This is a genomic window from Paraburkholderia sp. BL6669N2, from assembly GCF_003387275.1.
In the GTDB taxonomy this organism is placed as follows: Bacteria; Pseudomonadota; Gammaproteobacteria; order Burkholderiales; family Burkholderiaceae; genus Paraburkholderia.
The window spans coordinates 3173304-3197235 of record NZ_QUNA01000001.1 but is presented as its reverse complement, the minus strand read 5'-3'; the positions used below and the strand labels follow the sequence as shown (position 1 = coordinate 3197235).

General features: G+C 62.3%; 24 protein-coding genes. 19 read left to right on the top strand and 5 right to left on the bottom strand.

The genetic code is table 11. The annotated features are described in order from the left end of the window. Positions 1–7: 7 nt before the first annotated feature. The 9 genes from infA (at position 8) to dsbD (ending at position 5992) form a co-directional block, all read left to right on the top strand. Complete coding sequence (gene infA / locus B0G80_RS14515; protein WP_004521905.1) at positions 8–226, top strand: translation initiation factor IF-1; 219 nt, start codon at positions 8–10, stop codon at positions 224–226. A gap of 20 nt (positions 227–246) precedes the next feature. Further along, positions 247–363, top strand: a complete 117-nt coding sequence (rpmJ, locus tag B0G80_RS14510; protein WP_004199844.1) for a 50S ribosomal protein L36 — start codon at positions 247–249, stop codon at positions 361–363. Positions 364–403: 40 nt separating this feature from the next. Then, positions 404–769, top strand: a complete 366-nt coding sequence (gene rpsM / locus B0G80_RS14505) for a 30S ribosomal protein S13 (protein ID WP_012434566.1) — start codon at positions 404–406, stop codon at positions 767–769. Positions 770–797: 28 nt separating this feature from the next. After that, positions 798–1202 (top strand): 30S ribosomal protein S11, encoded by a 405-nt coding sequence (gene rpsK / locus B0G80_RS14500; protein WP_006052224.1) that lies wholly within the window; start codon positions 798–800, stop codon positions 1200–1202. Between the two features lie 147 nt (positions 1203–1349). Beyond that, positions 1350–1973 carry a 30S ribosomal protein S4 gene (gene rpsD, locus B0G80_RS14495; protein WP_106284146.1) on the top strand — a complete coding sequence of 208 codons (624 nt, stop codon included), beginning with the start codon at positions 1350–1352 and terminating at the stop codon, positions 1971–1973. Between the two features lie 124 nt (positions 1974–2097). After that, positions 2098–3075, top strand: coding sequence for a DNA-directed RNA polymerase subunit alpha (locus B0G80_RS14490; RefSeq protein WP_006052226.1), 978 nt, complete (start codon positions 2098–2100; stop codon positions 3073–3075). Between the two features lie 169 nt (positions 3076–3244). Then, positions 3245–3637: a 50S ribosomal protein L17 gene (gene rplQ, locus B0G80_RS14485; protein WP_006052227.1), complete on the top strand. Its 393-nt coding sequence runs from the start codon at positions 3245–3247 to the stop codon at positions 3635–3637. A 167-nt stretch (positions 3638–3804) separates the two neighbouring features. After that, positions 3805–4137, top strand: coding sequence for a divalent-cation tolerance protein CutA (gene cutA / locus B0G80_RS14480; RefSeq protein ID WP_116118443.1), 333 nt, complete (start codon positions 3805–3807; stop codon positions 4135–4137). After that, positions 4130–5992 carry a protein-disulfide reductase DsbD gene (gene dsbD, locus B0G80_RS14475; protein WP_116118442.1) on the top strand — a complete coding sequence of 621 codons (1863 nt, stop codon included), beginning with the start codon at positions 4130–4132 and terminating at the stop codon, positions 5990–5992. The genes cutA and dsbD overlap by 8 nt, the downstream gene beginning before the upstream one ends. Positions 5993–6299: 307 nt before the next feature. Here the strand turns inward: dsbD and hemB are convergent, their stop codons facing one another. Further along, a complete protein-coding gene (gene hemB, locus B0G80_RS14470) occupies positions 6300–7298 on the bottom strand; it encodes a porphobilinogen synthase (protein ID WP_116118441.1) in 999 nt (332 codons plus the stop codon). A 248-nt stretch (positions 7299–7546) separates the two neighbouring features. Next, entirely contained in the window at positions 7547–8200 is a 654-nt protein-coding gene (gene yihA, locus B0G80_RS14465) for a ribosome biogenesis GTP-binding protein YihA/YsxC (protein ID WP_116118440.1), read from the bottom strand. A gap of 264 nt (positions 8201–8464) precedes the next feature. Between yihA and B0G80_RS14460 the strand changes: the two genes are divergently transcribed. From B0G80_RS14460 to msrQ, 5 genes are all read left to right on the top strand, one after another. Beyond that, positions 8465–9118, top strand: a complete 654-nt coding sequence (locus B0G80_RS14460) for a cytochrome c (protein WP_116118439.1) — start codon at positions 8465–8467, stop codon at positions 9116–9118. A gap of 123 nt (positions 9119–9241) precedes the next feature. Beyond that, positions 9242–11464 carry a cytochrome c biogenesis protein ResB gene (locus B0G80_RS14455; protein ID WP_116118438.1) on the top strand — a complete coding sequence of 741 codons (2223 nt, stop codon included), beginning with the start codon at positions 9242–9244 and terminating at the stop codon, positions 11462–11464. Positions 11465–11468: 4 nt separating this feature from the next. Further along, positions 11469–12674 carry a c-type cytochrome biogenesis protein CcsB gene (gene ccsB / locus B0G80_RS14450; RefSeq protein ID WP_116118437.1) on the top strand — a complete coding sequence of 402 codons (1206 nt, stop codon included), beginning with the start codon at positions 11469–11471 and terminating at the stop codon, positions 12672–12674. A gap of 189 nt (positions 12675–12863) precedes the next feature. Further along, positions 12864–13859 carry a protein-methionine-sulfoxide reductase catalytic subunit MsrP gene (gene msrP / locus B0G80_RS14445; RefSeq protein ID WP_116118436.1) on the top strand — a complete coding sequence of 332 codons (996 nt, stop codon included), beginning with the start codon at positions 12864–12866 and terminating at the stop codon, positions 13857–13859. Positions 13860–13870: 11 nt separating this feature from the next. Further along, positions 13871–14575, top strand: a complete 705-nt coding sequence (gene msrQ, locus B0G80_RS14440; RefSeq protein ID WP_116118435.1) for a protein-methionine-sulfoxide reductase heme-binding subunit MsrQ — start codon at positions 13871–13873, stop codon at positions 14573–14575. A gap of 88 nt (positions 14576–14663) precedes the next feature. Here the strand turns inward: msrQ and lysA are convergent, their stop codons facing one another. Continuing rightward, the gene (lysA, locus tag B0G80_RS14435; protein WP_116118434.1) at positions 14664–15926 is read right to left on the bottom strand and encodes a diaminopimelate decarboxylase; all 1263 of its coding nucleotides are present in this window, start codon (positions 15924–15926) and stop codon (positions 14664–14666) included. Positions 15927–15935: 9 nt separating this feature from the next. Further along, entirely contained in the window at positions 15936–16274 is a 339-nt protein-coding gene (gene lptM / locus B0G80_RS14430) for an LPS translocon maturation chaperone LptM (RefSeq protein WP_116118433.1), read from the bottom strand. A 35-nt stretch (positions 16275–16309) separates the two neighbouring features. On the opposite strand from lptM, the gene cyaY reads away from it, so the two are divergent. Further along, positions 16310–16627, top strand: coding sequence for an iron donor protein CyaY (gene cyaY / locus B0G80_RS14425; protein WP_011490036.1), 318 nt, complete (start codon positions 16310–16312; stop codon positions 16625–16627). Between the two features lie 125 nt (positions 16628–16752). Here the strand turns inward: cyaY and B0G80_RS14420 are convergent, their stop codons facing one another. After that, positions 16753–19152, bottom strand: a complete 2400-nt coding sequence (locus B0G80_RS14420; protein WP_116118432.1) for a penicillin-binding protein 1A — start codon at positions 19150–19152, stop codon at positions 16753–16755. A 254-nt stretch (positions 19153–19406) separates the two neighbouring features. Between B0G80_RS14420 and pilM the strand changes: the two genes are divergently transcribed. From pilM to B0G80_RS14400, 4 genes are read left to right on the top strand one after another with little or no spacing between them, the layout of a single operon-like run. Beyond that, on the top strand, positions 19407–20399 hold the full coding sequence (gene pilM / locus B0G80_RS14415) for a type IV pilus biogenesis protein PilM (RefSeq protein ID WP_116118431.1): 993 nt from the start codon (positions 19407–19409) through the stop codon (positions 20397–20399). Next, positions 20396–21115, top strand: a complete 720-nt coding sequence (locus B0G80_RS14410) for a fimbrial assembly protein (RefSeq protein ID WP_116118430.1) — start codon at positions 20396–20398, stop codon at positions 21113–21115. Before pilM ends, B0G80_RS14410 begins: the two co-directional genes overlap by 4 nt. After that, entirely contained in the window at positions 21112–22047 is a 936-nt protein-coding gene (locus B0G80_RS14405) for a hypothetical protein (protein WP_116118429.1), read from the top strand. Before B0G80_RS14410 ends, B0G80_RS14405 begins: the two co-directional genes overlap by 4 nt. Beyond that, a complete protein-coding gene (locus tag B0G80_RS14400; RefSeq protein ID WP_116118428.1) occupies positions 22047–23813 on the top strand; it encodes a type IV pilus secretin PilQ in 1767 nt (588 codons plus the stop codon). Before B0G80_RS14405 ends, B0G80_RS14400 begins: the two co-directional genes overlap by 1 nt. Positions 23814–23932 lie beyond the last annotated feature (119 nt).

Genomic DNA, 23932 nt, shown 5'->3' with positions numbered 1-23932 from the left:
AGGACTTATGGCCAAAGACGATGTTATCCAGATGCAGGGTGAAGTCATCGAAAACCTGCCTAACGCTACCTTCAGGGTGAAGCTGGAAAACGGCCATGTCGTATTGGGACACATATCCGGCAAGATGCGGATGCACTACATCCGAATCTTGCCTGGCGACAAGGTGACGGTTGAATTGACGCCTTACGATCTGTCGCGTGCGCGGATCGTGTTCCGGGCGAAGTGATTTGAAAAAAGGGTAATATCATGAAAGTGATGGCATCGGTTAAGCGCATTTGCCGCAATTGCAAGATCATCAAGCGCAAAGGCGTTGTGCGCGTGATTTGCAGCTCTGATCCGCGCCACAAACAGCGTCAAGGCTGAACGCCGCGCTTTTTGCTGCGCTTTTTGTTGAGGAAAAACAATGGCTCGTATCGCAGGGGTTAACATCCCGAATCACCAGCATACCGAAATCGGCCTGACGGCTATTTACGGTGTCGGCCGCACGCGCTCGCGCGACATCTGCGTCGCTGCTGGTGTGGCATTTTCGAAGAAGGTCAAAGACCTGAACGACGCAGACCTCGAAAAGCTGCGTGAAGAAGTCGGCAAGTTCATCGTTGAAGGCGATCTGCGCCGTGAAACGACGATGAACATCAAGCGCCTGATGGATCTCGGCTGCTACCGTGGCGTTCGGCATCGTAAGGGCTTGCCCCTGCGCGGCCAACGTACGCGTACGAATGCCCGTACGCGCAAGGGTCCGCGTCGTGCAGCGCAATCGCTGAAGAAGTAAGCGGAACTGACAGTTACAGGAAAACGTAATGGCTAAGGCTTCGAACAACTCCGCGGCGCAACGCGTTCGCAAGAAGGTCAAGAAGAACGTCGCCGAGGGCGTGGTTCACGTTCACGCGTCGTTCAACAACACCATCATCACGATCACCGATCGTCAAGGCAATGCACTTGCTTGGGCAACGTCGGGTGGTCAAGGCTTCAAGGGTTCGCGCAAATCGACCCCGTTTGCAGCCCAGGTGGCGGCCGAATCGGCTGGCCGCGTGGCGATGGAATACGGCGTGAAGAACCTCGAAGTGCGGATCAAGGGCCCCGGTCCTGGCCGTGAGTCGGCGGTGCGCGCGTTGCATGGTCTTGGTATCAAGATCACGGCGATCTCCGACGTGACCCCGGTCCCGCACAACGGCTGCCGTCCGCCGAAGCGTCGTCGTATCTAAGACGCCGATTTTGCTAGCGCCTGTTGCCGCCTTGGGCGGCGGCAGGCTGCTTGCGTTATTGAATTGACTAAGCCCACCGTTCGACCCAAAGGGTTCGGACTAGCGCGAATGCATGCATCCGCGTGATCAATCAACAAAGGAATCAACGTGGCACGTTATATCGGCCCTAAGGCCAAGCTGTCCCGCCGTGAAGGCACTGACCTCTTCCTGAAGAGCGCCCGTCGTTCGCTCGCTGACAAGTGCAAACTTGACAGCAAGCCCGGCCAACACGGCCGCACCTCGGGCGCACGCACGTCCGACTACGGCACGCAGCTGCGCGAAAAGCAAAAAGTGAAGCGCATCTACGGTGTCCTCGAGCGTCAATTCCGTCGTTACTTCGCTGAAGCCGACCGCCTGAAGGGCAACACGGGTGAAAACCTGCTGCAATTGCTCGAATCGCGTCTGGACAACGTCGTGTACCGCATGGGCTTCGGCTCGACGCGCGCTGAAGCGCGTCAGCTCGTGAGCCACAAGGCGATCGTCGTGAACGGCGTGGTGTCGAACATTCCGTCGATGCAAGTGAAGGCTGGCGACGTCGTCGCAGTGCGCGAAACGAAGAAGAAGCAGGCGCGTATTCTCGAAGCGCTGTCGCTGGCTGAGCAAGGCGGTCTGCCGAGCTGGGTCGCCGTCGATTCGAAGAAGTTCGAAGGCACGTTCAAGCAAAAGCCGGAACGCAGCGACATCGCTGGCGATATCAACGAAAGCCTGATCGTCGAATTGTATTCGCGGTAATCGGATTAACGGCCGGGGTACCCTGATTGCGCTGAGCAAGGGGGCGCCTCGGCTGTTTATTTTCAGGTTGTTACCGGTCAGCCTTATCGGTGTAACGAGCCGAGGGTATTGAAAAGGAAAACCTATGCAAACCAGTTTGTTGAAGCCCAAGATCATCGCTGTTGAATCGCTTGGTGAGAGCCATGCGAAAGTGGTCATGGAACCGTTTGAACGCGGTTACGGCCACACCTTGGGTAACGCGCTCCGGCGCGTGCTGCTGTCGTCGATGATCGGCTACGCGCCGACCGAAGTGACGATCGCAGGCGTCGTACATGAGTATTCGACGCTCGACGGTGTGCAAGAGGATGTGGTCAACCTGTTGTTGAACCTGAAGGGCGTGGTCTTCAAGCTGCACAACCGTGATGAAGTGACGGTTACGCTGCGCAAGGAAGGCGAAGGCGTTGTCACTGCTGGCGACATCGAACTCGCGCACGATTGCGAAGTGATCAACCCGGATCACGTGATCGCGCATCTGTCGAAGGGCGGCAAGCTCGACGTGCAGATCAAGGTCGAAAAGGGCCGCGGCTATGTGCCGGGCAATGTGCGTCGTTATGGCGAAGAGTCGGCCAAGATCATCGGTCGTATCGTGCTGGACGCGTCGTTCTCGCCGGTTCGCCGCGTGAGCTACGCCGTTGAAAGCGCTCGCGTCGAACAGCGTACCGACCTCGACAAGCTCGTGATGAACATCGAAACCAACGGTGTGATTTCGCCGGAAGAAGCGATCCGTCAATCGGCGCGCATTCTGGTCGATCAACTGTCGGTATTCGCTGCACTGGAAGGCACCGAAGCAACGGCTGAAGCGCCGTCGCGCGCGCCGCAGATCGATCCGATCCTGCTGCGTCCGGTGGATGATCTCGAATTGACGGTTCGTTCCGCGAACTGCCTGAAGGCCGAGAACATTTACTACATCGGCGACCTGATCCAGCGCACGGAAAATGAGTTGCTGAAGACGCCGAATCTGGGCCGCAAGTCGCTGAACGAAATCAAGGAAGTACTGGCGTCGCGTGGTTTGACGCTCGGCATGAAACTTGAAAACTGGCCGCCGGCTGGTCTGGACAAGTAATCCCGGGACAGAACCCGCCGCTGCACTGGCAAAGACGCGGATTTTCCTTTAAAATCCGCGTCTTGTCTTTTTTCACTACCGGCCCGTGCACTCGCTACCGTTGGGAAACCGCAGGTAGTTCGAGCGCGATAGAAGAGCTGGACCAAAACTTTGAATCGAAGGAATTAACATGCGTCACCGTCATGGTTTGCGGAAACTGAACCGCACGAGCAGCCACCGTCTGGCTATGCTCCGTAATATGTCCAACTCGCTGATCGAGCACGAAGTCATCAAGACCACGCTGCCGAAAGCAAAAGAACTCCGTAAGGTTGTCGAGCCGCTGATCACGCTCGGCAAGAAGCCGTCGCTGGCAAATCGTCGTCTGGCGTTCAACCGCCTGCGCGATCGTGACTCGGTCACGAAGCTGTTCGAAGTTCTGGGCCCGCGTTACGCTACCCGTCCGGGCGGCTACCTGCGCGTCCTGAAGTTCGGCTTCCGCGTCGGCGACAACGCTCCGATGGCACTGGTCGAATTGCTCGACCGTCCGGAAGTTGAAGAAGTCGAAGTGCAAGAAGCTGAATAAGCTTCCGAGCATCTTAAAAAGCCAGGCGCCAAGCCTGGCTTTTTTGTTTGTAGCGTCAGGCGTTGGCAGCGGCCATCCGCCGCGTGGCCGCTGCGGAGCGGTCTGCGGGCAGGCAAGGCCAGGTGATACGATATCGGCACCTGAATCGTGCCTTGCCGGAGCCATCTGTGAGCGTGAATGTGACCTTGATTCTGACGACGGTGCCGGATGCCGCCGTGGCCCAGAAGCTTGCTGCGGATGCTCTGGCCATGCGGCTATGCGCCTGTGTCACGCAATTAGACTCCGTGCAGTCCACCTATCACTGGCAGGGCGCGGTTGAAACCGCGCAGGAGGTCCAGTTGCTGTTCAAGACCAGCGCGGCACGCGTGCTTGAACTCGAGCAGTACATTCAGGCTCACCATCCCTACGACACGCCGGAAATCCTCTCATGGCAAGCGACGGCGTCGGCCGCGTACGGCCAGTGGATCATTGCTGAAACCCAACGTCCTCTCCATGTTTAACGGCCTCGACCGGCGCGCGCGCAATGCGCTGCGCACCGCATTCTTTCTGCTCGGCTGCCTGATCTTCGCGCAGTTCGGCACGCTCGCCCGCGCGGCGGACGATTTCCTGGATCCTGCGGTCGCGTTCAAATTCAGCGCGTCGGAGAAGGCCGGCGAAGTCGACGTGACCTACAAAATCGCGGACGGCTACTACATGTACAGCGAGCGCTTCGCGTTCGCGACGCGCGACGGCACGACCACGATCGGCGAGCCGCAATTGCCGGCCGGCCACATCAAGTTCGATCAGACCTTTAACAAGAACGTCGAGACGTATCGGAACGAACTGACCATCCGGATTCCGGTTAAACAGGCGGCTGGACCGTTCGATCTGGCGGTGACGTCGCAAGGCTGTGCCGATGCGGGCATCTGCTATCCGCCGATGGAGCGCGTGTATCACGTAACCGGCGCAGCACTTCAACCGGCCGGCAGCGCGGCCGCGCCGGCAGCCGCCGTCCCCGCGGGCACCTCATGGTACGACCGCGCTACCAGCGCCGATTACGCGCAGTCGCTGCTGCAAGGCGGCGGCTTCTTCGCGATCGTCGGGCTCTTTTTCGTCGCCGGCGCCGTGCTCAGCCTGCTCCCCTGTTCGTATCCGATGATTCCGATTCTCTCGGCGATCATCATCGGCGAAGGCGCGCGCGTGACGCGTGCCCGCGGATTCGCGCTGTCGCTGGCCTATGTCATCGGCATGGCGCTCGTGTATACGGCGCTCGGTATCGCCGCCGCGTTGGTCGGGCAGAGTCTCGGCGCATGGCTGCAGAATCCGTGGGTACTTGGCGCATTCGGCGTACTTTTGACCATTTTTGCGCTGACCTTGATTGCGGGTGTCGACATCGCGCTGCCGCAACGTTGGCAGGACGGCGTTTCACACGCGTCGTCCAGACGCTCCGGGGGCAAGTTTGCGGCTGTTGCCGTGATGGGCGCGCTGTCGGCGCTGGTGGTCGGCGCGTGCATGACCGCACCGCTCTTTGCAGTGCTGGCGTTCATTGCGCATACGGGCGACGCGGTGCTCGGTGGCGCGGCGCTGTTCTCGATGGGTCTGGGTCTAGGCGTGCCGCTGCTGATCCTCGGTTTTGGCGCGGGCACGCTGCTGCCGCGTGCCGGCGCATGGATGGACGGCGTCAAGGTTTTCTTCGGCGTCGTGCTGCTTGCGGCCGCGCTATGGATCGTTTGGCCCGTGCTCGGCGCGACAGCCACGATGCTGCTGAGCGCGCTCTGGTTGCTGGTCGCCTCGGCCTCTCTCGGCATATTTTCGGCACCGGCTGCGGAGGCTTCCGTGTGGCGCAGGCTTGGCCGAGGCGTGGGCGCTGCGCTCGCTATCTGGGCTGCAGTCCTGCTGGTTGGTCTGGCGGCGGGCTCCTCCGATCCGCTGCGCCCACTTGCCGTGCTGGCGGCGCGTAGCGGGGAAGCGGGTGTCGCGAGCACGTCGAACAAGTCGAATAGCGCGCCGCAGGGCGATCTGACGTTCGCGCCGGTTCGCTCATCGAATGAACTCGACCAGGCCGTCAAAATGGCTGCACAGCCCGCCATGCTCGATTTTTACGCGGACTGGTGCGTCAGCTGCAAGGAAATGGAGAAATTCACCTTCAGCGACCCGCGCGTTCAGGCGAAATTGAAGCAGATGAACCTGCTGCGCGCCGATGTGACCGCGAACAACACCGACGATCAAATGCTGCTCAAGCGCTTCAGCCTGTTTGGTCCGCCGGGGATCATCTTTTTCGATCAGCGTGGCAAGGAAGTGCTGCGCGTCGTGGGATACGAGTCCGCGGATAAATTCTTGCGCAGTCTGGATCGGGCGAATGCGCCCGGCGCGTAACGGATAGCGGCCGGTCGGTCGCGGCGACTGCGGCGGCCGGTGTGCGGTGTCCGGCCGCGACGATCGACTGCCAGTCTAGCGCCGCAATCTCGCTCAGTCAGATCACGAAACTGATGCGTTGTCTGGCGACAACCTCTACGAAGCTGGGAGCCGCGCGCGAACCGCAGAGTTCGAAGCAGAATGTCGAGCGCCAGGCAATCGTGCTCGAAGCAGACTGACCGCGAAAGCTTGAAAAAAAGGAGGCACGACACAAAGTCGTCCTCCGTTCATTGCAACGCTCGAACGCCCCGCAAGGCGTCTCGTCAGGTCACTTCTGCGAACGCAAAATCCGCGCGGCATCCAGCGCGAAATAGGTCAGCACCCCGTCCGCGCCCGCCCGCTTGAACGCCAGCAGCGATTCCATCATAGCCTTGTCGTGATCGAGCCAGCCGTTCTGCGCGGCTGCTTTCAGCATCGCGTATTCGCCGCTCACCTGATACACGTAGGTCGGGAACTGGAACTCATCCTTCACGCGGCGCACGATATCCAGATACGGCATGCCGGGCTTGACCATCACCATGTCCGCGCCTTCGTCGATGTCCGCTTGCACTTCGCGCAGCGCCTCATTCGAATTGGCTGGGTCCATCTGGTAAGTCATCTTGTTGCTTTTACCGAGGTTCGTCGCGGAACCGACGGCGTCGCGAAACGGGCCGTAAAACGCCGACGCGAACTTGGCCGCATAAGCCATGATGCGCGTGTGGACAAGACCCTCGCTCTCGAACATTTCGCGGATCGCGCCGATGCGGCCGTCCATCATGTCCGACGGCGCGACGATATCGACGCCCGCTTCAGCCTGCGCACGCGCCTGTTCGACCAGAATCTCGACGGTCTCGTCGTTGATGACATAGCCGGCTTCGTCGAGCACGCCGTCCTGACCGTGGCTCGTGTACGGATCGAGCGCCACGTCGGTGAGCACGCCCAGTTCGGGGAAATTTTTCTTCAGTTCGCGAACCGCGCGCGGGATCAAACCCGCCGGGTTGGTCGCTTCGCGCCCATCGGGCGTTTTCAGCGACGGCTCGATCGCCGGAAACAGCGACAGCACAGGCACGCCAAGTTCGACGCATTGTTCAGCCACACCCATCAGCAGATCGACCGACACGCGTTCGACGCCAAGCATCGATGGCACGGCTTGCCGCACATTGGTGCCTTCGACGATGAAGACCGGATAAATCAGATCGTTGGTGGTGAGGATGTTTTCCCGCATCAGACGGCGCGAGAAGTCGTCGCGGCGCATGCGGCGCGGACGATGGTGCGGATAGAAGCTCATAGCGAATCGAGGAAACGTGGATGTGTGGAGTGGGCAAGTAACGCCTGCCTCCGCTCCCGGAAACTTTTCGAGACAATGGTATATCATACCGATCGAGCAAGGCGCCTTGCGCTGACCTCCCCGCTTCTCCTCCCTGAGCGGGTGCCTGTCGTTTTTCGATTAGGCTGTTTGACCCGCCGTTAAAGCGGCGGGTTTTTTTATGGGCGGCCGGAATAGCGCTTTTGTCCTCGCCCGAGACGCCAACTCGCTTACTGAGCGGCGTCCGTTTCGCCCTTGTCGTCGGGGATCAGCCAGCTCTCGATCAGCTCGTGCGCTTCGTCGATGCCGACGCGTTTGAGCGCGGAGAACAGCTGGGCGGTCAGTTCGCCCTGGTAGCCGGCGGTGCGGTACTCGGCCAGACCTTTCTGCGTCGCGCGCAACGCGTTTATGCTTTCCTGGCGCGTCAATTTGTCGCACTTGGTGAGAAGCGTGTGGATCGGCTTGCCGGTCGGGGCGAACCACTCGATCATGCGGCGATCCAGATCCGTCAGCGGGCGGCGCGAGTCCATCATCAGGATCATGCCGCGCAGTTGCGAGCGCGATTGCAGATAGGTGGACAGCAGCGCTTCCCAATGCGCCTTGGCGGCGCCCGGCACTTCCGCGTAGCCATAGCCAGGCAGATCGACCAGATGCGCGGTCGGCTCGTCCGCCTTGCCTACCGAAAAGTAATTGATATGCTGCGTGCGTCCCGGCGTTTTACTGGCGAAGGCCAGCCGCTTCTGGTTGCACAGAATATTGATAGCTGTCGACTTGCCCGCGTTCGAGCGCCCCGCAAAGCAGATTTCGGGTTGCGAAGTGGCCGGCAGATCACGCAAGTGATTGACGGTCGTGAAAAAGCGGGATTGGTGGAGCAGGAAGGACATGATCAGGCCAAGATTCGAGACGCCGGGGAACCCGGAGTGGGGACGGGTCAAGCCCGACTGGCGTCTTAGCGATTAGCGAGTTATTGTACAATACGATGGTTTACTGAAAACCTGAGGGGGCCAGCCCACGTGCCTTGGCGGCTCCTGGCGGTCACTCGGTCGCCGTCGTGTTTTGCAAAACCTTCAAGAAAACGCCGGGCCTGGCGCGCAGCGACAGGTTTAGGGGCTCTCTAAAAATCCCACAAGACGAGACAGGGTGTGCGAATGAATCGACTGAGCAAGACTCTGATGGTGCTTCATGTAGCGGCAGGTCTTTCAGGTTTGGCAATTCAGGCACGAGCAGCAGAACCGGCAAAGCCGGACGTCAATCGGGGGCAGGCAATCGCGGTGCAGGTATGCGCGTCATGTCACGGGGCAGACGGCAACAGCGCGGGCGGCGCATATCCGAAGCTGGCGGGCCAGCACCCTGAGTATCTCGTCAAACAACTCAAGGACTTCAAGACCCAGCCGGGCGCCAAGCAGCCAGCGCGCAACAATGCGATCATGGCGGGCATGGCGGCGGCGCTGTCCGATCAGGATATGGTCAACGTCGCGGCCTATTTCGCGGCGCAGACCCCGAAGCCAGGCTACGCGCATAACAAAGACACCGTTCCGCTCGGGCAGAAGATTTATCGCGGCGGGATCGCCGACAAGGGCGTGCCGGCGTGCGCAAGCTGTCACGGGCCGACCGGTCAGGGGATTCCGTCGCAGTATCCGAGGTTGTCGGGGCAGTGGGCGGAATACACGGTGGCGCAGTTGCTGGCGTTCACGCAAGGTCCAGGCGCACGTAACAACAACGAGCCGATGCATGCGATCGCAACGCGTCTGTCGGATAGCGAGATCAAGGCAGTGGCCGATTACATCGCGGGCTTGCACTAGGATAGAGTGCCCCCGCACGCAAGTGCAACCGGCCCGGCGAGGTCGGTACAAAACAAGAAAAGGGTGAGGGCGTCGTGTCTACGACAGCCCTTCACCCTTTTTTGCTGTTCAGTCGGAGTATGAATGAGCGTCACCACGTCGGGTTTGCAGTCCAAGTCGGGCAATCGCGTCATGCGCAGCGTCGTCGAAGTCTTGAGTTCGATGCGTTTTGCCATCTCGTTGCTCGTGATTCTGTCGATCGCCAGCATCATCGGCACCGTCCTCACGCAGGACGATCCGTATCCCAATTACGTCAATCAGTTCGGCCCGTTCTGGGCGGACATCTTCCGTTCGCTGAGCCTGTACACGGTGTACAGCTCGTGGTGGTTCATGCTGATTCTCGGCTTCCTGATGGTGTCGGTGTCGCTGTGCGTGATCCGCAATGCGCCAAAAATGGTCGCCGACGTAAAGAGCTGGAAGGACAAGGTCCGCGAAGGCAGCCTGCGCGCGTTCCATCACAAGGGCGAATTCGCGGTGCACGCAACTCGCGCGCAGACCGCGGCGTTGCTCGCGAGGCTCTCGGCGAAGCTCGGCTACAAGTTCGTGACCCGTGAGTCCGACGGCGCGACCCTGATCGCCGCCAAACGCGGCGCGCTGACCAAGTTCGGCTACATCTCTGCTCACCTCGCGATCGTGGTGATCTGCCTCGGCGGTCTGCTCGACAGCAATCTGCCGATCAAGCTGCAAATGTGGCTGTTCGACAAGTCGCCGATCCGCGCCAACACGGTGATCAACGACATCACGCCGGATCATCGTCTGTCGCAGTCCAATCCGACGTTCCGCGGCTACGCATGGGTGCCGGAAGGCCAGCACGTGTCCACGGCGATTCTCAACCAGCCCGACGGCTCGCTGATCCAGGACCTGCCGTTTTCGATCGAGCTGAACAAGTTCATCGTCGATTACTACTCGACGGGCATGCCGAAGCTGTTCGCGAGCGACATCGTCGTGGTCGACCACAAGACGGGCGCGCGCGTGCCGGCGCGCGTCGAAGTGAACAAGCCGTTCACCTACGACGGCGTGTCGATCTACCAGTCGAGCTTCCAGGACGGCGGCTCGCAGATGCAGATGACGGCCTACCCGATGAGCGGCGCGAGCGCTAAGACCGCGCCGTTCGGCGGCACGATCGGCGGCAACGCGCCATTGAGCACGGCCACGCCGCTCGCCGACGGCCAAACGGTCGAATTCACCGATTTCCGCGCGATCAACGTCGAGAACATCCAGAACGGCAGCGGCCAGACCGACGCTCGCGGCGTCGCGGCGCACCGCACGCTGAAAGAAGCGTTCGACGAGCGCCTCGGCTCCGGCGCGAAGACCTCGAAGCCGCTCGACCTGCACAACGTCGGCCCGTCGGTGCAATACAAGGTGCGTGACAAGGACGGCCAGGCGCGCGAGTACAACAACTACATGCTGCCGGTCGACGTGTCCGGCGAAAAGATGTTCCTGGCCGGCATGCGCGTGAACCCGGACGATCCGTTCCGCTACCTGCGCATTCCCGCCGACAGCGGCGGCACCGTGAAGGACTGGATGAACCTGCGCGCCACACTCGAGGATCCGGCCATGCGCGCTGCGGCGGCGCACAGTTTCGCGCTGCGCTCGGTGCCAGGCTCGAATGCCGAACTGCAACAGCATCTGGAAGAAAGCGCGCTGCGCGTGCTGACCCTTTTTGCCGGCGCGGATAACAGCATCAAGATGCCGAATGGCCAGACGGTCGGCGGCTTCCAGGCGATCGCCGGGTTTATCGACCATTCGGTGCCCAAGGGTGAGCAGGAAAAGGCCGCCGGCCTGCTGCTGCGCATGCTGGAAGGCTCGACTTGGGACCTGTATCAGCTGTCCCGCCAGCAACTCGGCGAGCCGGAGGCGACGGCCAATGCGGACGCCAGCCGCTTCATCCAAAGCTCCATCAACGCGATATCCGACAGCTTTTTGTATGGATCGCCGGTCTATTTACAACTTGACTCATTCAAGCAGGTGCAAGCTTCGGTATTTCAGTTGACGCGCGCACCGGGTAAAAAAGTCGTGTATCTTGGCAGCCTGCTCCTCGTGTTGGGCATCTTTTCGATGTTCTACGTTCGCGAACGGCGCCTCTGGTTCTGGCTCAAAGACACTGCGCACGGCACGAATGTCGTGATGGCAATGTCGAGCGCACGCAAGACGCTCGACTTCGAGAAAGAGTTCGTTCAGACGCGCGACGCGGTGGGCGCGGCGCTGGGCGCCAAACTCGTTGAAGCACCCGACGACGCCGGCGCCTCCGCTCAATCCGGCAACGCCGGCGCGCCGTCCGCAAGCTCACAAGATTCGACCCGGTAAGATCATGGACTTGACTCAGGTTTCCCAATCTCCCTCCTCGCGGCCCCACAAGGCGCTGGCAGGCGAGTCACTCAACGTCGGCGAGTACGACGAACGGCCGTTCCTGAAACGGCTTGGCATCGTCGACTGGCTGTTTGCCCTCGCCATGGTCGCGGGCGCCGGGTTCGCGCTGTCGCGCTATCACCCGTTCATGAACTACTACGACAAGCTGGTGCTCTGCTGCGCCGTGCCGGTTTTCGTGGTGCTCGGCTGGCGCTGGAAACCGGTGCGTCCGCTGATGGTGGGCATCGCCGCGCTGTCGCTGCTGGCCATCCAGATCTACCACGGTGATCTGAGCCGCGCGGACAACGCCTTCTTCCTCAAGTATTTCCTGTCGAGCCAGTCCGCGATTCTGTGGATGAGCGCACTCTTCGTGTTCGCCACGGTGTTCTACTGGATCGGCCTGCTGTCGCGCTCGCCGACCGGCGCCGCGATCGGCTCGAAAATGACGTGGGCGGCGGTGGTGATGGGCTTTGTCGGCCTGATGGTGCGCTGGTACGAGTCGTACCTGATCGGCGCGGACGTCGGCCATATTCCTATCTCGAACCTGTACGAAGTGTTCGTGCTGTTCAGCCTGATCACCGCGCTGTTCTATCTGTACTACGAGCAGCACTACAACACCCGCGCACTCGGCGCGTTCGTGCTGCTGGTGATCAGCGCCGCAGTCGGCTTCCTGATGTGGTACTCGGTAGCGCGCGACGCGCAGCAGATCCAGCCGCTGGTTCCCGCGCTGCAAAGCTGGTGGATGAAGATTCACGTGCCGGCGAACTTCATCGGTTATGGCAGCTTCGCGCTGTCGGCCATGGTGGGTGTCGCGTATCTGGCGAAAGAGCGCGGCATTCTGGCCGACCGCCTGCCGGCGCTCGAAGTGCTCGACGACGTGATGTACAAATCGATCGCCGTCGGTTTCGCGTTCTTCACGATCGCCACGATTCTCGGCGCGCTGTGGGCCGCTGAAGCCTGGGGCGGCTACTGGAGCTGGGACCCGAAGGAAACGTGGGCGCTGATCGTCTGGCTGAACTATGCGGCCTGGCTGCATATGCGCCTGATGAAGGGTCTGCGCGGCGCGGTCGCGGCATGGTGGGCGCTGACCGGCCTGCTGGTGACGACCTTCGCGTTCCTTGGCGTCAACATGTTCCTGTCGGGTCTGCATAGCTACGGCAAGCTGTAAGATCTGCCGCGCTGAAACGACTAAAGACCGCCGCGTGCTTCGCACCGGCGGTTTTTTTATGGCCGATGGAATATCGGCTGCATCCAAAGTGTTCGCCCTCAGAGTACCTACAGATGGCTGGACAGACGACCGATCATCAATATGGCCCCTTAAGATGTACAGACCGACGGGCCCGCAAGGAGCAGCACGATGTGGATCAAGCGTAGCGACAGAATTCAATTGAATGGCGACGACATCGCGCGCAGCGAAATCACGCCGCAGCACGTCTTTCAGAACCGGCGGCGCGTGTTGCAGGCGGCCGGCGCGGTGGCGCTCGGCAGTCTGATCGGAGTGAACGGCGAGGCGCTGGCGGCTTACACGTCGCCGGACCTGAAGGCGCAGAAGCTGGCGGCTAAGACCAACGCCAAATTCGTCGCGCTCGACAAAATCACACCGTTCAAGGACATCACCACCTACAACAACTTCTACGAGTTCGGCACCGACAAGGCCGATCCCGCGCACAACGCCGGGACGCTGCGGCCGCATCCATGGAAGGTGAGCGTCGAGGGCGAGATCAAGAATCCGAAGGTCTACGACATCGACGAGTTACTCAAGCTCGCGCCGCTCGAGGAGCGCGTGTACAGAATGCGCTGCGTCGAAGGATGGTCGATGGTGATTCCGTGGATCGGCGTGCCGCTCGCGGAATTGATCAAGCGCGTTCAGCCGACGGGCAACGCTAAATACGTGCAATTCATCACGCTCGCCGATCCGTCGCAAATGCCCGGACTGTCGACGCCCGTGCTCGATTGGCCGTACTCCGAAGGGCTGCGCATGGACGAAGCGATGAATCCGCTGACGTTGCTGACGATGGGCCTCTACGGCCAGGTGCTGCCCAATCAGAACGGCGCGCCGGTGCGCGTCGTGGTGCCTTGGAAATATGGCTTCAAGAGCGCGAAGTCGCTGGTGAAGATCCGCTTCCTCGACAAGCAGCCGCCGACCAGCTGGAACACGTATGCATCGAGCGAATATGGGTTTTACTCGAACGTGAATCCGAACGTCGATCATCCGCGCTGGAGTCAGGCGACCGAGCGGCGCATCGGCGAAGACGGTTTTTTCACGCCCAAGCGCAAGACGTTGATGTTCAACGGCTACGGCGATCAGGTCGCGTCGCTGTATCAGGGCATGGACCTGAAGAAGAATTTCTGAGCGGCGCGAACATGGCTTCCTCTGAGACGCAATCCGCCACGCAGACCGAACGCAAAGCGCCGCGCGCGCAGGTGTCAGCCACAACAACGACGGCAAAGCGGCCCGCAACCGGCGCGCGCTGGATCGTGCCGGCCAAGATCGCGGTATTCATCGCCGCGTGGTATCCGCTCGCGCGCATCGTGCTGTTCGGCGTGACTGACCGGCTAGGCGCGAATCCGATCGAGTTCATCACGCGCTCTACCGGTCTCTGGACGCTCGTCTTCCTCTGCATCACGCTGGCCGTGACGCCGTTGCGCAGACTCACCGGCATTGCCGCGTTCGTGCGCTTTCGCCGCATGCTCGGGCTCTATGCGTTCTTCTACGCGACGCTGCATTTCACCACTTACCTCTGGTTCGACAAGTGGTTCGACGTCGCCGCGATCATCAAGGACATCGGCAAGCGGCCGTTCATCACGGTGGGCTTCGCGGCATTCGTGTTGCTGATCGCGTTGGCCGTAACGTCGCCGCGTGCGATGGTGCGCAAGCTCGGACGTCGCTGGCAAATGCTGCATCGTTCCATCTATGCGATCGGCGCACTCGCGATCCTGCACTTCTGGTGGATGAAGGCCGGCAAACACGATCTGATCCTGCCGAAGATTTACGGCGCGATCATGGTGGCGTTGCTCGGCTGGCGCTTGATCGTGTGGCTGCGTGATAGAAAGTTGAAGACGCGCTGACGAGCGTTGGTGGGCCTCGCGTCGTAAACAGAAAAAGGCGATGCCACGCGGCATCGCCTTTTTTCGATATTGGCGTAGCTATTGAAGGTTATGCCGGAAGAATGCTTTCGCCCGCAAACAGCTGCTTCACTTCTTCGCGTGCGCGGACCACATGCACCTGTGTACCATCCACCATCACTTCGGCCGCGCGCGGACGTGTGTTGTAGTTCGAGCTCATCACGAAACCGTACGCGCCGGCCGAACGAATCGCGACCAGATCGCCGGGTTCAACCGACAGCAGACGCTCACGTCCGAGCCAGTCGCCGCTCTCGCAAACCGGACCGACCACGTCATACACGTGCGCCGGCACGTCGCGCTTCACGACCGGGTCGATCGCGTGATACGCCTCGTACATGGCGGGGCGTGCGAGATCGGTCATAGCCGCGTCGACGATAGCGAAATTCTTTTCCGCGCCCGGCTTCAGAAACTCGACGCGCGTAAGCAGCACGCCCGCATTGCCGACCAGCGAACGGCCCGGCTCGAAATACACTTCACGATGACCGTGACCACGCGCTTCGATGCGATCCAGCACGGTGCGCACGAACTCGCCGATTTCCGGCGGCGTTTCATCGTCGTACGTGATGCCGAGACCACCGCCCACGTCGATGTGACGAATCTTCACGCCGTCTTGTTCAATCTGCTCGACCAGTTCCAGCATTTTGTCGACCGCGTCGAGATACGGCGCGACTTCGGTGATCTGCGAGCCGATATGGCAGTCGATGCCGACCACCTCGAGATTCGCCATGGCCGCGGCCGCCTGATACGTGGCGCGCGCGTCTTCGAACGCGACGCCGAACTTGTTCGACTTCAGGCCGGTGGAAATATACGGATGCGTCTTTGCGTCGACGTCCGGATTCACGCGCAGCGAGACAGGCGCCTTCTTGCCCATTGCCGCGGCAACCGCATTCAGACGGTCGAGTTCGGGAATCGATTCGACGTTGAAGCATTTCACCCCCGCCGCTAGCGCATCGCGCATTTCGTCCGCATTCTTGCCGACGCCGGAAAACACGGTGTTTTCCGCTTTGCCGCCGGCGGCCAGCACACGCGCCAGTTCACCGCCCGACACGATATCGAAGCCGGCGCCGAGGCGCGCGAACACGTTCAACACCGCGAGATTGCTATTGGCCTTGACGGCGACATGCACGCTCGCGCGACGGCCTGCGCAAGCGCCCGCGTAAGCGTTCCACGCCTCGGTGAGCGCGTCGCGCGAGTACACATACAGCGGCGTGCCGAACTGCTCGGCGAGGGAGACGGCGGACACGCCTTCGGCGTGCAGCACGCCGTCGACGTAGTCAAATGCGGATCGAGTCATGCGAAAGTCTTATTGAACGGGTGTGGCGGCGGAAGCAGGCAGCGGAGCCGCCGTGGCGGATGCAGCGGAGGCGGGCGGCGCGGCGAGTTCGTTTTCCGGCGCCAACGAAAGCGGTGTGCCGGAGGTATCCGGAACAGTGCTCATGTCGGTGGAGGTAGTCGACGCGGGTTGCGCGACGTCCGGGGTTTGCGTGCGGTCGGTCGGCTTGGCCGGTAGCGGCGGCACGTGGGGCAAATAGAGCGAACCGCGTTGTCCGCAGCCGGCAAGTGCACAACCTGCGAGAATGGCTAAAACCGCTACAATCGCGCGGCCGGGCGCCGCCGCGCGCATCCGAGATACGACTCGCATGACTGTCCCTGAATAAATAATCGATGGAGTTTAGCATGTCCGATAGTGAATACCTGACCCGCGCGGAAGCCGCGCTAGCCGCCATCGAACGCGCGCTCGACGACACGGATGCCGACATCGAACTGGAGCGCAGCGGCAACGTCCTGACCCTCGAATTCGAGAACCGTTCGAAGATTATCGTCAACCTTCAGCCGCCCATGAGCGAGATCTGGATCGCGGCGAAAGCGGGCGGTTTCCACTTCCGTTTCGTCGACGGCGAGTGGCGCGACACGCGCAGCGGCACGGAGTTTTTCGCCGCGCTGTCCGAGTACGCGACGCAGCAGGCCGGCGAGCCGGTTCATTTCGAAGCGTAAGTTCCGCCGATCGGGCGAGTGCCGCCAAAGCGGCCGAATCGATTCGCCCTGATCGCACAAAGCAAAATGGCCACGCATTGAGCGCGGCCATTTTGCTTTTCTGCTGGACTGTGTAAGCGGGTGCGTCAGTGACCGCGGAACAGATTCATGATGTCCTGCTTCTCCTGCTCGCCGACCTGCTCAGGTGCCGCCGCCGACGCAGCACTCGACTGTGCATCCAGTGTCGCCTGACTGACGCCGACCGTGGCAACGAAACCATTTCCCGGCGTGAACTCGTCGAAATAAAGCTCCGAGCCGATTTCCGTGACGTCGTCGGGCTTGGGCATCTTGTACTCCGGCACGCCCTTCAGCGCGCGACCCATGTATTCGACCCACACGGGCAACGCGAGGCCGCCACCGGTTTCCTTGTCGCCAAGACTGCGCGGATTGTCGTAGCCGATCCACGCAATCGCGGTGAGCGTGTGCTGATAGCCGGCGAACCACGCGTCGCGCGAATCGTTGGTCGTGCCCGTCTTGCCGGCGAGATCAGTGCGCTTCAACACGTTGGTCTTGGCGCCGGTGCCGCGTTGCGCGACGCTTTGCAGCAGGCTGTTCATCACGTATGCATTGCGCGGCTCGATCGCGTGCGGCGCGCTTTGCGCGGCGACCAGCGGTTGCGCATGCGCGACCACCATGCCGCGCTGATCCGTGACTTCGGCGATCAGATACGGATTGATCCGATAGCCCCCGTTTGCGAACACCGAGAACGCACCCGCCATCTGCAACGGCGTGACGAGACCGGCGCCTAGCGCCATCGGCAGATAAGCCGGGTGGCGATCCGCGTCGAAGCCGAAACGCGTGATGTACTGCTGCGCGTACTTCGTGCCGATCTGGTTCAGGATACGAATCGACACCAGGTTCTTCGAGCGCTGCAGCGCGGTGCGCATGGTCATCGGGCCGTCGAAGCCGCCGCCGTAGTTCTTGGGCTCCCACGCCTGGCCGCCGGTCTCGGCCGCGCTGAAGAAGAGCGGCGCGTCGTTGATCACGGTTGCCGGTCCGAGCCCTTTTTCGAGCGACGCCGAATAGATGAACGGCTTGAAGCTCGACCCCGGCTGGCGCCACGCCTGCGTGACGTGATTGAACTTGTTCTTGTTGAAGTCGAAGCCGCCGACCAGCGCGCGGATCGCGCCATCTTGAGGGATCACCGAAACGAACGCGCCTTCCACTTGTGGCAGTTGCGTGATCGACCAGTTGCCGTCGTCGTTCTTGACGAGCCTGATGACCGCGCCGGGCCGCACACGTTGATTCGGCTGCGCCCGCGGACCGAGCGCGAACTGCGCGAAGCGCAGCCCGTCGCCCTGGATCGTCGCGACATTGCCGTCGATGAAAGCAGCCTGCACCTGCTTCGGACTCGCCGCGGTGACGACCGCGGCAATGATCTCGCCGTTGTCCGGATGTTCGAGCAAGGCGTCGTCGATGGCCTGTTCGCGGTCGTCGGCGTCAGCCGGCAGATCGATGAACGCTTCCGGACCGCGATAGCCGTGACGCCGTTCGTAGTCCATCAGACCTTTGCGCAGCGCGCGGTACGCGACGTCCTGATCGGCGGAATCGATCGTCGTCACCACGTTCAGGCCGCGCGTGTAGGCTTCCTCGCGATACTGCGCGTACATCATCTGACGCACCATTTCCGCGACGTACTCCGCATGCACGCTGAACTCCTTGCCCGCGCCCTTGACCACGAGCGGCTGCTTGCTCGCCTGGTCGTATTGTTCCTGAGTGATGTAGTGCAGTTCGTACATGCGCTGCAGGATGTACTCCTGACGCACCTTCGCACGCTTCGGATTGACCACCGGGTTATACGCGGACGGCGCCTTCGGCAAGCCCGCCAGCATGGCCGATTCCGCCAATGTCAGATCCTTCAGGTCCTTGCCGAAGTACACGCGCGCCGCGCTCGCAAAGCCGTAGGCGCGTTGGCCGAGATAGATCTGATTCATGTACACCTCGAGAATCTGATCCTTGGACAGCTTCGACTCGATCTTGTACGCCAGCAGCATCTCGTAGATCTTGCGCGTGTAGGTCTTTTCGCTCGAGAGAAAGAAGTTGCGCGCCACCTGCATGGTGATCGTGCTTGCGCCCTGGGTGGCGTGGCCATTCGTCAGCGCGACGAAGCCCGCGCGCGCAATGCCCGTGAGGTCGACGCCGCCGTGATCGTAGAAGCGCGCGTCCTCGATGGCGAGGATCGCCTTCTTCAAACTATCGGGCACATCCTGAATATGGACGATGTCGCGCCGTTCCTCGCCGAATTCGCCGATCAGCACATGGTCGGCCGTATAGATGCGCAGCGGCACCTTCGGGCGGTAGTCGGTCAACGCATCGAGCGAGGGCAGATTGGGCGTGGCGACGACGAGCGCATAGCCGAGCACTAGCAGCCCGCACAGAATGCCTGCGACGATCAGACCCACGAAGCCCAGGATGAGCTTCAGCCACAACGGGCGTTTGCGCTTTTTGGGCGCGGGCGGCGGGGACGTAGAAGACGTGGATTGCATGTAGGCACCAAAAAAACAGTCCCGCGATTATAGCCGTCTCGCTTTTCAGCTTTCGGCATGCTTACTGACACTTCTTGACAAGTCTGCGCGCCGCGCGGGAATGACTTCACTGTAGTCGCTTTGATCGCGTACAGGTCGTGCGTTGCTTAACGTTAGCCGTTTGGCTGAGTGTCGCGCGGCGGCGCGGCTACGCACAATTCTTCCTCATCACTTGCGTTCGAATGGTTCGTCGCGTGAGTTAGAGGGAGGGCGTGATGGCGTTGAAAAGATCTTGGCTTCAGGCAGTGCAACCCGGCGCGCAGCGTTTTGCCGCGGGCATCGATGTCGGCTCGCAGACTGTGCGTCTGATCGTGCTGAGTCAGCGCGTGCGCTCACCGGGCGCGCTGCATATCGAATACGCGAGCACGGTCCCACTTGTTGCCGGTGCAATGGCCGGCAGCGAGATCGCGGACCGGCACGCGGTGGCGCGTGCGTTGCGCGACGCGTTCGCGGGTCTGCCGCACGCCTGCGCGACCCACGCCCTGAGGTGCGCGATGGCGCTGCCCGCGTCGGCCACCATGACCACCACGGTGCCGCTCACGCGGCTTGCCGCGCAGAGCGGTTGTTCGGAAGACGGCGGGCATCAACTGGCTGAACTGGAGCCGGCGGTGATGAGCGAAGTCGAGCGCATTGCGGGCCTCGAGCGACATGCTCTCGCCGTCGACTGGTATCTCGACGAAGCGTATGCGCCGGTCCGCTCCGTGACCATTGCCGCCACCGCGCGGCAACATCTCGAAGCGCGAATCGAGTGCGCGGCGATTGCGGGCATCTCGCTCACTGCCATCGACGGTGAGCCACATGCGGCGTTGCGCGCCATGCGCTTCACGGCGAGTTACGAGCTCGATCCGCACGAGCCGTATGTCGCGTTGTGGATCGGCACGGACGGCGTGTACGGCTGGCGCATCGTGGACGACATCGTCGCCAGCGAAATGCGCTACCCGGCGCCCGAACACACCGATCTCGCCGATGCATTGCGCGATATGGCGCACGGCCCGGAACTCGACTGCGCGCTGGTAAGCGGTGAGGTCGATCTGCTCGGCGGCGTGGGTTTCTCGACTGCCGATATCGCTGACGTCCTGGGCTGCACGGTGCTTCCGTTCGAGTGTGCGCCGCTCGGCGGCCTTGTTCGACCGTTGGACGGTTCGCTGTTGCACGAACCGTCCGGCGCGGTCGCATTCGGACTCGCGCTGCGCGGGGTGCTCGAATGACCGGGCGCATGTTGTACGCCGCGGCCTCCGACACGCGAGCGCCGGAACGCCGCATGCGCTTCGCGCGATCCAAGCTTGGTGGTTTCAATCTGCTGCCTTATCGGCAGCGCAATGCGCGGCTTGCGCGTCGACGGCGCGTGCTCGAATGGATTGCCGCGGTCTGCGCCGGTTTTGCCGCCGTCTTCGTGCTGGTCGCCTGGCAGGCGATCGGGAGGGGGCAACTCGAGGCACAGCGCGCGTCGGTCGAACACACGCTCACGCATCTATCTGCGCCGCTCGCCGAGCATGCCACGTTGCTGCGCAGGCGAGACGAACAGCGGCAGAACGTCGCCCGCGCAAAAAGCCTTTCTGATCCGCTCACACATCTGCGCGATCTGCTCGACGCGTTGAGTTTCGACCCGGGCGATGGCGTGGTGTTGCAGCAGTTGCGTCAGCGTGAAGACGAGACCGAGTTGCTGGCCACGTCGCGCGGGCATCTCGCTTCGGCCGAGTGGCTTAAGCGCTTGAGTGCGATCCGGGGCGTGAAGGGTGCGGAAGTGAGCGACCTGCATCGTTCTGTTCCGCGCGGCGGTGCGCTCGCGCAAGCGAGCGTGGCCGGTCCGATCGAATTCGGCGCGCATCTGCGTTGGAACGAGCCCGCGCAAAAAACGGCTCGCCCGGCTGGGTCCACCACGCAGCGTCCTATGAAGTCTGAACAATCAAGAGGTGCGAAATGAGTACGATCTTTGTCGAGTTCGGCGGCGCGGCGAATGCGCGGCTTGTTCTTTCCCATTGGATGAAACGCGTGCGCGTGCCGTTTGATGCATGGAGCCGGCGCCGGCGCTGGCTGGTCGCGTTGATGATTGCCATCGTGGTGTTCGGCTTGGGCGCGCATGGCTGGGTGGTGGCCGATCTCGGCGGCGTCGAAGCGAGCCGGGTGGCGTTGGAGGCCAGTCGCTTGCGTCTCGCGAACGCGCGGCATGCGCTTGCGCAATTGCCCGCGCTGCGCCGCGAAGCTGCCGCCATGCCGGTTGCCGCTTCGGCGGCGCGTTCATCAGGGCCGTGGAGTTCCGCCGACGACCTCCGCATCGTCTCCGAACTGGCTGCGCAAAATAGCGTCGCGTTGCTGGCGGTCGAGCACGGAGCGGTGAGCGGCGCGGGCGTTGAGCGTATGCGTCCGCTGCAACTGACCGCGCGCACGGACTTCGTTCACCTGATGGCCTTCCTGCGCGGACTGTCCGATCTGCCGGTGCTGATCGTGCCCGTCGACGTGACCGTCAAGCGGGAAGCCGCGGCGTCGTTGTCGGTGAGCGCCACGTTGCGCGTGTTCGACGCGCTGCGGCCGGCGTCGTCGGCAAACTCGGTGGAGGCACTCGATGACGACAGCCTCGAATCGGACGACGATGAAGAGATTGTCTTCTTCGATCCGTTTTCGCAGCCGCAAATGCAGGCTGCGGGCGATCTGTCCGATGGCTCGCCACTGCGTCTGGTCGGATTGCTGAGCGATCGCACGCGTGGCTTGGCCGTGCTCGAAACACCGGATGGCGTGACCAACGTCGAGTCCGGAGAGCGGATCGGCGCCGAGCGTGTCACGAAGCTGGACGCGTCCGGCATTACGCTCGCGAGGGACGGCGCGACACGCACGCTAGCGCTGGCGGAGGCTTCCTGATGAGATTGCCGAAACCATTTCCTTTTGCCTTGTCGGATGCCGATACGCGTGCGTCGCCTCGCTTCAAGACGTGTCTCGGCCTGTATCTCAGCGCGGCGCTGGGCGCCGGCGTCGCACAGGCGTCGACTCCACCGCTACCGCCGCTGCCCGCCCACATGCCGTTCGACGACGCGGTATCGCCACGCGATGCTTCGTACAACGGCACACCGCCGCTACCACGTATCGTTTCCACCGAGGTGCCCAATCCGTTTCGTCAGGATTTCGCAGACGACGCGGACGCACCGAGTATGAGCGCGACATCGGCCCATACTCGTACGGGGGAGCCTGCTGCCGCCGACGCCGCCGAGGGCTTGGTGTCTCCGTCGTCGCGAAGCCAATCCGCCGCTTCGACGCCCGACGATGCGGACGCCGATTCCGACGGCTCCGTGCCGCTGCGAAGACAGTCCGCCGTCCCAACTCGCGCCGATGCCACCGGCACCGCCGCGCTCGAGGGTCCGCCGGTGCCGCTGCCGCCGCTCGCACGGCTGAGCAACGCGCCACGCAGCGCCGCCGACGCGGCCCTCGCGCCCGACGACAAACCGATCTCGCTGAATTTCCAGCGTGCCGAACTCGGCGCTGTGCTGAATGCGTTCGCCCGATTCACCGGGCTGAACATCGTCGCGAGCGAGAGAGTGCGCGGCGCCGTCTCGTTGCGGCTCGACAAAGTGCCGTGGCGTACCGCGTTCGACACGCTGCTCGACGTCAACGGGCTCGCGATGGAGCGCCACGGCAACGTGGTCTGGGTCGCGCCGATGGCGGATCTCGCCGCGCGTGAGCGGCAGCGCTTCGAGGCCCACGCCCGGGCCGCCGATCTCGAACCGCTCGCGAGTCGCACTTTCGAGCTGCACTACGCGCACGCCGAAGATGTCAGGCGTCTGCTGACCGGTTCGGGCGCTCAGCGCGTGCTGTCCAAACGCGGTGCCGCGACTGCCGATCCGCGCACCAATCTGCTGTTCGTGACCGATCTCGAAGGGCGCGTCGCGCAGATTGCCGCGCTGCTAGCCTCCGTCGACCGGCCGACGCGCCAGGTGTTGATCGAAGCGCGTATCGTCGAGGGCGAACATGGGTTTTCGCGCAATCTCGGCGTGAAGCTTTCCATGGCGGCCGCGAACGCCGACGGCACCGCGAAAGGCTTGACCGACGCCGGCTATGATCTGTCGGCCCGCCCGATTTCCGGCTTCGACGTCGCGACCGCCGGCCTGACTTTGTTCGCCGCCGGCGCGACGCGGCTGCTGAACATCGAACTGAGCGCGCTCGAAGCGCAGGGGCGCGGCGAAATCGTCTCGAGCCCGCGCGTGGTCACGGCCGACCGGATGAAAGCGGTTGTCGAGCAGGGCACCGAGCTGCCGTATCAGGCAAAAGTGGGGCAGGGCGTGTCGGGCGTGCAGTTTCGCCGCGCCACGCTCAAACTGGAGGTCGAGCCGCAAATCATGCCGGACGGCCGGGTGGTGCTGGACCTTGACGTCGCCAAAGACAGCGTCGGCGAGCAGACCGACGCCGGACCCGCGATCAACACCAAGCACGTGCAAACGCGCGTCGAGGTCGAGGATGGTGGTACGGTGTCGATCGGCGGAATTTATGCGACCGACGACCGGGACGATGTGACGCGGGTCCCGGTCCTGGGCAAAATACCGGTTTTGGGTGCGCTTTTCCGCCATCGGGCTCATCGCGATCAGCGCAGCGAACTGGCAGTTTTCATCACGCCGCGCGTCGTTCAGACAAATTAGGGGCACGCTGTCGCCGCTTGCGAGAGAGCACCGGAACGCCGCGGCTTTTGCGCTGCGCCGGAAGCACTATCAAGCGGCCTGGCGCGAAGCGACAGGGCTGAAGGCGCTCTCAAGCGTGG